Raw genomic sequence first — 10,635 nt, forward strand, 5'->3', positions numbered from 1 at the left:
TAAAAACTTTATAAATGAGTAATCAGTCCCATTAAAAAATGAGACTGATTACAAAACTTTTTTTTATTCTTCTAAACGAATGTCTAGTCCTAGACCTTTCAATTCGTGCATCAATACATTGAATGATTCTGGTAAACCTGGTTCTGGCATAGATTCTCCTTTAACGATAGCCTCGTAAGTTTTAGCTCTACCAATAACGTCATCAGACTTAACAGTTAAGATCTCACGTAATGTGCTTGAAGCTCCATAAGCCTCAAGTGCCCAAACCTCCATCTCTCCAAAACGCTGACCTCCAAATTGAGCCTTACCTCCAAGTGGCTGCTGCGTAATCAATGAGTATGGTCCGATAGAACGTGCGTGCATCTTATCATCAACCATGTGTCCTAATTTAAGCATGTAAATTACACCCACAGTTGCTTTTTGTGCAAAACGCTCTCCAGTTCCACCATCATAAAGGTATGTATGTCCAAAACGTGGTACGTTAGCCTCATCAGTCAAAGCATTGATTTCGTCAAGAGAAGCACCGTCAAAAATTGGAGTAGCAAATTTTCTACCCAAGTTCATACCAGCCCATCCAAGAACAGTTTCATAAATCTGACCAATGTTCATACGTGAAGGTACCCCAAGTGGATTCAATACGATATCTACTGGTGTTCCATCTTCTAAGAAAGGCATATCTTCATGACGAACGATTCTAGCAACAATACCTTTGTTACCGTGACGACCTGCCATTTTATCCCCTACTTTCAATTTACGTTTCTTAGCAATATAAATCTTAGCTAATTTCAAGATTCCAGATGGTAATTCATCTCCAACTGTAATAGTGAATTTTTCTCTTCTTAAAGATCCTTGTAAGTCGTTCAGCTTAATTTTATAGTTATGAATTAAATCATTAACCATTTTATTTGTAGCGTCATCAGCAACCCATTGGCCTTTGCTTAAGTGAGCAAAATCTTCTACTGCGTAAAGCATTTTTTGAGTATATTTTTTACCTTTTGGTAAAACTTCTTCACCCAAATCATTCATTACACCTTGAGATGTTTTTCCGTTAACAATCAAGAATAATTTTTCAACTAATCTGTCTTTTAATTCAACAAATTTAGTTTCAAACTCCATTTCTAAAGCGCCTAAAGCATCTTTATCTTGAGTACGTTTACGTTTATCTTTTACGGCTCTTGCAAATAATTTTTTGTCAAGAACTACACCATGTAAAGATGGAGAAGCTTTTAATGAAGCATCTTTTACATCACCTGCTTTATCCCCGAAGATTGCACGAAGCAATTTCTCCTCTGGAGTAGGATCTGATTCTCCTTTTGGTGTAATTTTTCCGATAAGAATGTCGCCAGGTTTAACCTCTGCTCCAATTCTAATCATACCGTTTTCATCTAAATCTTTAGTAGCTTCTTCAGAAACGTTAGGAATATCGTTTGTTAACTCTTCGTTTCCTAACTTAGTATCTCTAACCTCTAATGAATAATCATCAACGTGGATAGAAGTAAAAATATCATCACGAACTACTTTTTCAGAAATTACAATCGCATCCTCGAAGTTATACCCTTTCCATGGCATGAACGCAACTTTTAAGTTTCTACCTAAAGCTAATTCACCATTTTGAGTAGCATATCCTTCAGACAATACTTGCCCAGGAACAACTCTATCACCTTTTCTTACGATAGGTTTCAAGTTGATACTTGTACCTTGATTGGTTTTTCTAAATTTAATTAAGTTGTAAGTTTTCTCATCAGCATCAAAACTAACCATTCTCTCATCTTCAGTACGATCGTATTTAATAGTAATGATATTAGCATCAACATACTCAACAGTACCATGCCCTTCAGCATTGATTAATACTCTTGAATCTGAAGCTACTTGACGCTCTAAACCTGTACCAACAATCGGCGCTTCAGGACGGATCAAAGGAACTGCCTGACGCATCATGTTTGATCCCATCAACGCACGGTTAGCATCATCATGCTCCAAGAAAGGAATTAAAGATGCAGAAATCGATGCAATTTGGTTAGGAGCAACGTCTGTATAATGTACTGATGTTGGTTCAACAACTGGGAAGTCACCTTCCTCACGAGCAATAACATTGCTAGCAGTAATTTTACCAGAAGCATCCATTTCAATGTTTGCCTGAGCAATCATTTTTCCTTCTTCTTCTTCAGCACTTAAATAAATAGGTGTACTTTCTAAATCAACTACACCATCAGTAACTTTACGGTAAGGAGTCTCAATGAATCCCATTCCGTTTACTTTTGCATAAACACCAAGAGATGAAATCAAACCAATGTTTGGTCCCTCAGGAGTTTCAATCGGACATAAACGACCATAGTGAGTATAGTGAACGTCACGAACCTCGAAACCAGCTCTCTCTCTCGAAAGTCCACCTGGTCCAAGTGCAGAAAGTCTTCTTTTGTGTGTAATCTCAGCTAATGGATTCGTTTGATCCATAAATTGAGATAACTGGTTAGTACCAAAGAAAGAGTTGATAACTGATGATAATGTTTTAGCATTAATCAAATCAATTGGTGTAAACACCTCGTTATCTCTAACGTTCATTCTCTCACGAATAGTTCTAGCCATACGTGCTAAACCTACACCGAATTGTTGAGACAATTGTTCACCAACTGTTCTAACACGACGGTTTGATAAGTGATCGATATCATCAATCTCTGCTTTAGAGTTAATTAATTCGATCAAATATTTTACGATTGTAATGATATCTTCTTTAGTAAGCACTTGCTTATCCATTGGGATATCTAAATCTAATTTTTTGTTCATTCTGTAACGACCTACTTCACCTAAGTTGTAACGTTGGTCAGAGAAGAACAATTTATCTATAATACCACGAGCAGTTTCCTCATCAGGCGGTTCAGCGTTACGCAACTGACGGTAAATGTGCTCTACAGCTTCTTTTTCAGAGTTTGTTGGATCTTTTTGTAACGTATTGTGGATAATAGCATAATCTGCTTGGTTATTGTCCTCCTTGTGTAACAAGATAGATTTAACGTTAGAATCGATGATCTCTTCTACATTATCTTTGTCGATAATAGTATCACGATCAAGGATGATTTCATTACGTTCGATAGAAACTACCTCTCCAGTATCTTCATCAACGAAATCCTCGTGCCATGTATTCAAAACACGCGCAGCAAGTCTTCTTCCAATATATTTTTTAATTCCTGTTTTAGAAACTTTAATTTCTTCAGCTAAGTCGAAAATTTCAAGGATATCCTTATCTCTTTCGAATCCAATTGCACGGAATAAAGTTGTTACAGGTAATTTTTTCTTTCTATCGATATAAGCGTACATTACACTATTGATATCTGTAGAAAATTCTATCCAAGAACCTTTAAAAGGAATTACTCTGGCAGAATATAGTTTTGTTCCATTTGCATGGAATGATTGTCCAAAGAAAACCCCAGGAGAACGGTGTAATTGAGATACTACTACACGCTCGGCACCATTAATAACAAAGGTACCACTTGGAGTCATATAAGGAATTGTACCTAGATAAACATCTTGTACAATTGTTTCAAAATCTTCGTGTTCTGGATCTGTACAGTATAGTTTCAACCTAGCTTTTAAAGGCACACTATAAGTAAGACCTCTCTCTATACATTCTTGAATTGTATAACGTGGTGGATCAACAAAATAATCTAGGAACTCCAATACAAAGTTGTTTCTTGTATCTGTGATTGGAAAGTTTTCCATGAAGGTGTTGTATAACCCTTCGTTGCCTCTTTCGTCAGATTTCGTTTCTAATTGAAAGAAATCTTTAAAAGATTTAACCTGAACATCTAAGAAATCTGGATAGTCAGGAATATTTTTTGTAGAGGCAAAATTCAATCTTTCAGTCTGATTTGTTATCATCAATGGACAAAATTTTGATTAAAAAAAAGTAATTTTTTGTGTAAACACACACTGTTTAATCTATACTTTCTTATTATAATCAATACATCTTTAAAAATAAACTGTAAAAAAGAGTTCAATTTTTTGTCTTCGTATTGATCAAAAACTTTTTCGTATTTTAAACTATTTGATAATAAAACTTGATCTATTTTATTATACGAAAAATGGTTTAGACCCTTGGATGATTCCATCCAAGGTCTAAACCTAGTTCTAAACTGCGTTTTGTTATTTTAACTCAACAACAGCTCCAGCTTCTTCTAATGCTTTTTTAAGACCTTCAGCCTCTTCTTTAGAAACACCTTCTTTAACGTTACTTGGAGCACCGTCAACTACATCTTTAGCTTCTTTAAGACCTAAACCTGTAAGTTCTTTAACTAATTTTACAACAGCTAATTTAGAAGCTCCAGCTTCTTTTAATACAACTGTAAATTCAGTTTGTGCTTCTTCAGCAGCACCTTCTCCACCACCAGCAGCAACTACTACAGCTGCAGCAGCAGGCTCGATACCATACTCGTCTTTTAATATTGTTGCTAATTCGTTAACTTCTTTAACTGTTAAGTTAACTAATTGTTCTGCGAATTGTTTCAAATCTGCCATTTTTTCTATCGTTTAAAATGATTTGTAAAATTATATTTTGTTTATTGTGCGCTATTTAAGCTGTAAGAGAAATTCTCTTACAATAATTATTATGCTTCAGCTTCTTCTTCGCTACCAGCGAATTTGTTTTGTAAAGCAGAAATAATTCTTTGAGCTGGAGATTGTAACAATCCAATAAGCTCTCCAAGAAGTTCTTCTTTAGATTTAATAGTTGCTAATGCATCTAATTGATTATCTCCAATATAAACTTCATTATTGATGAAAGCACCTTTTAAAACTGGTTTATCAGATTTCTTACGGAAATCTTTGATGATTTTTCCAGGAGCATTAGCTACATCAGAAATGAATATAGCACTATTACCAGTCAATACTGAAGGTAAATCACCATAATCATTAGCAGAAGCTTCCATTGCTTTTGCAAGCAAAGTGTTCTTAACAACTTCTAATTTGATTCCTGCTTTAAAACAAGCTCTACGTAAGTTTGAAGTTGTTTCTGCGTTTAATCCAGAAATATCAGATACATAAATGATATTTGTACCAGCTAACTGCGCAGTTAAATTTTCAATCGCGATTGATTTTTCTTCTCTAGTCATACTAAAAATTTTTAACTACCAATTATACTGCTTTAGGATCCAATGCAATAGCTGGACTCATAGTGCTTGTAAGGTGAATACCTTTAATGTATGTACCTTTAGCAGCAGTTGGTTTAAGTTTTATTAATGTTTGAATAATTTCGTGTGCGTTGTCAACAATTTGCTCAGCTCCAAAAGAAACTTTACCAATTCCTGCGTGAACGATACCAGTTTTGTCAACTTTAAAGTCAATTTTACCAGCTTTAACCTCTTGAACAGCTTTAGCAACATCCATAGTTACTGTACCTGTTTTAGGGTTTGGCATTAAACCTCTAGGTCCTAAAATACGACCTAATGGACCTAATTTACCCATAACAGCAGGCATAGTAATGATCACATCAACATCTGTCCAACCGTCTTTAATTTTTTGTAAATAATCGTCAAGACCTACATAATCAGCCCCAGCTTCTTTAGCTTCCGCTTCTTTATCTGGAGTAACCAATGCTAATACTTTAACGTCTTTACCTGTTCCGTGAGGTAATGTAACCACACCTCTAACCATTTGATTCGCTTTTCTTGGATCTACACCCAAACGAACTGCGATATCAACAGACTCATCAAATTTTGCAGAAGCAACTACTTTTATTAATGCAGCTGCATCTTTAAGAGAATATAGTTTGTTCTTTTCAATTTTTGAAGCAGCCTCTTTTTGCTTTTTTGTTAATTTTGCCATGTCTTTTTCTTAATTAAAAAGGAGCGTCTCCTGATACAGTTATACCCATAGATCTAGCTGTTCCAGCAACCATACTCATTGCAGCTTCCACAGTGAAAGCATTTAAGTCTGGCATTTTGTCTTCAGCAATAGTTCTAATTTGTTCCCAAGTAACGCTAGCTACTTTTTTACGATTAGGCTCACCAGAACCAGATTTTAGCTTTGCAGCTTCCATTAACTGAACCGCTGCTGGAGGAGTCTTAACAACAAAATCAAATGATTTGTCTTTGTACACAGTGATTTGCACTGGACAAATTTTGCCAGGTTTATCTTGAGTTCTAGCATTAAATTGCTTACAAAACTCCATGATATTAACCCCAGCAGCTCCTAAAGCAGGTCCAACCGGTGGCGACGGGTTCGCAGCACCTCCCTTAACTTGTAGTTTAACTACCTTACTAATTTCTTTAGCCATTTTTAAAAAATTTAACACTGTAATCAATGGAAGCGATTACAATGGTTATTATAGTGTAACAAAAAATTATACTTTTTCTACTTGCATAAAGCTTAATTCTAATGGTGTTTTTCTTCCGAAAATCTTAACCATAACCTCAAGTTTACGCTTCTCTTCATTGATTTTTTCAACAGAACCATTAAATCCGTTAAAAGGACCATCAATAACCTTAACAGTCTCGCCAACACTAAATGGTATAGATCTTGTATCTGTATTTACAGCCAATTCATCTACCTTACCTAACATACGGTTAACTTCAGAAAGTCTCAAAGGAACAGGTTCCCCGCCTTTAGTCTCTCCTAAAAAACCAATAACACTAGTAATTGACTTAATAATATGAGGTATCTCACCAACCAAGTTGGCTTCGATCATAACATATCCAGGAAAATAAACTTTATCCTTAGACATTTTCTTTCCCTCTTTTACAGTAACTACTTTTTCTGTAGGCACTAAAACCTGGGAAACATAATCACCCATACCTAATCTGGCAATTTCAGTTTCGATATAAGCTTTGACTTTGTTTTCTTGTCCGCTTACAGCTCTAACTACATACCATTTTTTCACATTATTATCTGCCATCACAAAAAAATTATCCTTTTAACCAGTTAAAAAATCCAGCCAAAGCTTTTGCAAAAAATTCATCTACTCCCCATGTTGCCAAAGCGAATAATATAGAAAATACAGCCACAACAATTGTCAATTTTTGAACTTCGGCCCAAGCTGGCCAAGTAACATTTGACTTTAACTCTTCGAAAGCCTCTGATAAATAATTAGTAACTTTTGTCATTTGATATATTTTTTTATTGCACGGGCGGAGGGATTCGAACCCCCATCAACGGTTTTGGAGACCGCTATTCTACCCTTGAACTACGCCCGTAATTAAAAGCCAGTGACCTCATTTAAGAAAGTCAACTGGCTTTTTAATATTTATAGAAATTATTCTAAAATTTCAGTAACCTGACCAGCACCTACTGTTCTACCACCTTCACGGATAGCAAAACGTAAACCTACGTTCATTGCGATTGGGCTTAATAAAGCAACCTCAATTGTCAAGTTATCACCTGGCATTACCATCTCTACACCTGCTGGTAAAGAAATAACTCCTGTTACGTCAGTTGTACGTACGTAGAACTGTGGACGGTAGTTATTGTGGAATGGAGTGTGACGTCCACCTTCTTCTTTTTTCAAGATATAAACCTCAGCTTTGAATTTAGCGTGTGGTTTTACTGAACCTGGCTTAATAATAACCATACCTCTTTTGATATCAGCTTTATCAATACCTCTTAACAATAAACCTACGTTATCTCCAGCTTCTCCTCTGTCAAGGATTTTACGGAACATCTCAACTCCTGTAATAGTAGAAGTTAATTTTTCAGCTCCCATACCAATGATTTCAACAGGATCTCCTGTATTAGCAATACCAGTTTCGATACGACCTGTAGCAACAGTTCCACGACCTGTAATTGTAAATACGTCCTCTACTGGCATCAAGAATGGTTTAGCTACGTCACGTACTGGCTCTTCGATCCAAGCATCAACAGCATCCATCAATTCTAAAATTTTAGGAACCCATGCAGCATCATTATTCAATCCTCCTAAAGCAGAACCTTGAATAACTGGACCATTATCTCCATCATATTCGTAGAAAGATAATAAATCTCTAATTTCCATCTCAACAAGCTCTAACAACTCAGCATCATCAACCATATCCACTTTGTTCATGAAAACAACGATTCTTGGAATACCAACCTGACGACCTAAAAGGATGTGCTCACGAGTTTGTGGCATTGGACCATCTGTAGCAGCAACTACTAAGATAGCTCCGTCCATTTGAGCTGCTCCAGTAACCATGTTCTTTACGTAATCCGCGTGACCTGGACAGTCAACGTGAGCGTAGTGACGGTTAGCTGTTTCATACTCTACGTGTGATGTATTAATAGTAATACCTCTTTCTTTCTCCTCTGGAGCGTTATCGATTTGATCAAACGATTTTGCTTGACAGTAACCAGCATCTGACAATACTTTAGTAATTGCAGCAGTTAATGTAGTTTTTCCGTGATCCACGTGTCCAATTGTACCTATGTTTAAGTGCGGTTTGGAACGATTAAAATTCTCCTTTGCCATTTTACTTAATTTTTAATCTTAGTTATATATTAATTTTCAATTTCCTACTTACTTGAGCCAATGTCGGGATTTGAACCCGAGACCTCTTCCTTACCAAGGAAGCACTCTACCCCTGAGCTACACCGGCAGAGAGTTCTGATTTTAGATTTCCGAATTTAGATTTCAGATTTTCAAAATCTAAAACCCAAAATCTCACCTTCTTTTTTTGTGGGGAGAGCAGGATTCGAACCTGCGAAGTTCACACAGCAGATTTACAGTCTGCCCTCGTTGGCCGCTTGAGTATCTCCCCTAATTTTTTAATTCCATTATTTTAAGAACGAATTTCAAATCGCATTTGAAACTTTTTTTTGAGCCGATAGAGGGACTCGAACCCACGACCTGCTGATTACAAATCAGCTGCTCTAGCNGAATGCATTAAAAAAGTCCGCTATTTCTAACGGACTGCAAATGTAGGTATTTTATCTTTTAATCAAAACATTTTTTAAAAAAAATTTCAATTAAATATGTGCTCTTATTTTTTCTTTCCTTTTCACAAGCAAACGTTCTAAAGATTCTGCAGAAAGCTCAACCGCCTCCTCAAATGTCTTACACTGTTTTTTTACCAAAAAATCATCACCAGGAACATTAATCTTTATCTCTACCACCTTATTTTCTTTATCACTTGTTCTTTCAACTTTTAAAAAAACATCTGAAGAAACCACTCGATCGTAGTATTTTTCTAACTTATCCATTCTTTCCTGAATAAAATCGACCAATTTTCTGTCGACAGTAAAATTAACTGCATGAACATCTACCTTCATAATACAAATTTTAGGATTTAACATTTAGAATTATCACTTATTTCTAGGATGCGCACCTTTATATACTTTTTTAAGCTCCGCCAAACTATTATGAGTATAAACTTGTGTAGACGCCAAACTAGAATGCCCTAATAATTCTTTAACTGAATTCAAATCTGCCCCATTATTCAATAAGTGAGTTGCAAAAGTATGACGAAGCACATGCGGACTTTTCTTCACCTTTTCTGAGACCCTACTAAAGTATGAATTTATTAATCGATAAACAAAAGATTCACTCAATTTTAACCCTTTTTTCGAAATAAAAAAATAGTCCGAATCCACAATATTATCCAAACCATCTCTCTCCTTTATATAAACATCAATTTGATCTACTATAATTGGTAAAATAGGAATAATACGTTCTTTATTTCTTTTTCCTAAAACTTTTATAACACCAGCCGAACGATCAACATTTTTAATCTCTAAATGAATTAATTCAGCACGACGCATTCCTGTAACGTAAAACATTTCGACAATAAGCTTATCACGAACTTCTTCAAAACCTACCGGGACTTCAATTTGACTTAATAAATCCTTCAATTCTTTTTCAGAAAAAGGAACCTGAACAACTTTTGGCGTTTTTAAAGCCTTATGTTTCAACATCGGATTAATCTCAATCTGTTTTGTTTTTAAAAGGAATTTATAAAATGCTTTTAAAGAAGCCATCTTTCTATTAACAGAAACATTAGAAATATTTTGATCAACCAAACAAACAATCCAGCTCCTAACCTGACTATAATTTACAGCATCGATATTATCCTGATCAAAAGATTCAACAACAAAAGATTCAAAAGAAACAATATCATTCAGATACGCCCCAACCGTATGAGAAGAATATTTTTTCTCCAATAAAAGATAATCCCTAAAAGCCTCTTTATTTGTTTTCATCAAAATTGAAATCTAAAAATTAAGCACAAAAAAACCGTTAGCATCAAAATTAAAACATTTTGACCACTAACGGTAATTATTTTGAAAAGCTAATACTAACTCTCTAAACTATCTTTCAAGCCTTGGATGTAAGCAGCTTTTTGAATTTGAGCTCTTTTGATAACAGAAGGCTTAATAAAAGCAGTACGTGCTCTTAATTGACGAACAGTTCCTGTTTTATCAAATTTTCTTTTATAGCGCTTTAATGCTCTATCGATATTTTCTCCGTCTTTAATTGGTATAATTAACATAATATAGACACCTCCTCTCGTTAAGGCTGCAAATGTAAATATTAATTATGAATTATGAGTTATAAATTATGAATTATTTTTGAAAAGAGCGAAAAGATGATAGAACAAAGAAAATAGACATAACATTCTTTATTCTTTATTCTTTATTCTTTATTCTTTATTCTTTATTCTTTATTCTTTATTCTTT

Annotated in this window: 11 protein-coding genes and 3 tRNA genes; all 14 read right to left on the reverse strand. The window is 35.0% G+C overall.

Going from position 1 to position 10,635, the window contains the following annotated elements; all coding sequences use genetic code 11:
- Positions 1–63: 63 nt before the first annotated feature.
- Positions 64–3,876 carry a DNA-directed RNA polymerase subunit beta gene (rpoB, locus tag ASE40_RS11115; RefSeq protein ID WP_057117052.1) on the reverse strand — a complete coding sequence of 1,271 codons (3,813 nt, stop codon included), beginning with the start codon at positions 3,874–3,876 and terminating at the stop codon, positions 64–66.
- A 264-nt stretch (positions 3,877–4,140) separates the two neighbouring features.
- Positions 4,141–4,512, reverse strand: a complete 372-nt coding sequence (gene rplL, locus ASE40_RS11125; RefSeq protein ID WP_026730429.1) for a 50S ribosomal protein L7/L12 — start codon at positions 4,510–4,512, stop codon at positions 4,141–4,143.
- A gap of 89 nt (positions 4,513–4,601) precedes the next feature.
- Entirely contained in the window at positions 4,602–5,105 is a 504-nt protein-coding gene (gene rplJ, locus ASE40_RS11130; RefSeq protein WP_057117054.1) for a 50S ribosomal protein L10, read from the reverse strand.
- A gap of 22 nt (positions 5,106–5,127) precedes the next feature.
- Positions 5,128–5,817 carry a 50S ribosomal protein L1 gene (gene rplA, locus ASE40_RS11135; RefSeq protein WP_057117055.1) on the reverse strand — a complete coding sequence of 230 codons (690 nt, stop codon included), beginning with the start codon at positions 5,815–5,817 and terminating at the stop codon, positions 5,128–5,130.
- A gap of 13 nt (positions 5,818–5,830) precedes the next feature.
- The gene (gene rplK, locus ASE40_RS11140; RefSeq protein ID WP_057117056.1) at positions 5,831–6,268 is read right to left on the reverse strand and encodes a 50S ribosomal protein L11; all 438 of its coding nucleotides are present in this window, start codon (positions 6,266–6,268) and stop codon (positions 5,831–5,833) included.
- A 66-nt stretch (positions 6,269–6,334) separates the two neighbouring features.
- Positions 6,335–6,886, reverse strand: coding sequence for a transcription termination/antitermination protein NusG (gene nusG, locus ASE40_RS11145; RefSeq protein WP_057117057.1), 552 nt, complete (start codon positions 6,884–6,886; stop codon positions 6,335–6,337).
- Positions 6,887–6,896: 10 nt separating this feature from the next.
- Positions 6,897–7,094, reverse strand: coding sequence for a preprotein translocase subunit SecE (gene secE / locus ASE40_RS11150; RefSeq protein WP_008466927.1), 198 nt, complete (start codon positions 7,092–7,094; stop codon positions 6,897–6,899).
- Positions 7,095–7,113: 19 nt separating this feature from the next.
- Positions 7,114–7,184: transfer RNA gene (locus ASE40_RS11155), tRNA-Trp, on the reverse strand.
- Between the two features lie 59 nt (positions 7,185–7,243).
- Entirely contained in the window at positions 7,244–8,431 is a 1,188-nt protein-coding gene (gene tuf, locus ASE40_RS11160) for an elongation factor Tu (RefSeq protein WP_057117058.1), read from the reverse strand.
- A 55-nt stretch (positions 8,432–8,486) separates the two neighbouring features.
- Positions 8,487–8,558 (reverse strand) — tRNA-Thr (locus ASE40_RS11165).
- A gap of 81 nt (positions 8,559–8,639) precedes the next feature.
- Positions 8,640–8,720: transfer RNA gene (locus ASE40_RS11170), tRNA-Tyr, on the reverse strand.
- Positions 8,721–8,928: 208 nt separating this feature from the next.
- Positions 8,929–9,231: a ribosome hibernation-promoting factor, HPF/YfiA family gene (hpf, locus tag ASE40_RS11175; protein ID WP_057117059.1), complete on the reverse strand. Its 303-nt coding sequence runs from the start codon at positions 9,229–9,231 to the stop codon at positions 8,929–8,931.
- 33 nt (positions 9,232–9,264) lie between these two features.
- A complete protein-coding gene (locus ASE40_RS11180; RefSeq protein WP_057117060.1) occupies positions 9,265–10,158 on the reverse strand; it encodes a tyrosine-type recombinase/integrase in 894 nt (297 codons plus the stop codon).
- A 95-nt stretch (positions 10,159–10,253) separates the two neighbouring features.
- Entirely contained in the window at positions 10,254–10,448 is a 195-nt protein-coding gene (gene rpsU, locus ASE40_RS11185; RefSeq protein WP_026730435.1) for a 30S ribosomal protein S21, read from the reverse strand.
- Positions 10,449–10,635 lie beyond the last annotated feature (187 nt).

Origin of the sequence: Flavobacterium sp. Root935 (genome assembly GCF_001429295.1) — a bacterium.
Taxonomy (GTDB): Bacteria; Bacteroidota; Bacteroidia; order Flavobacteriales; family Flavobacteriaceae; genus Flavobacterium.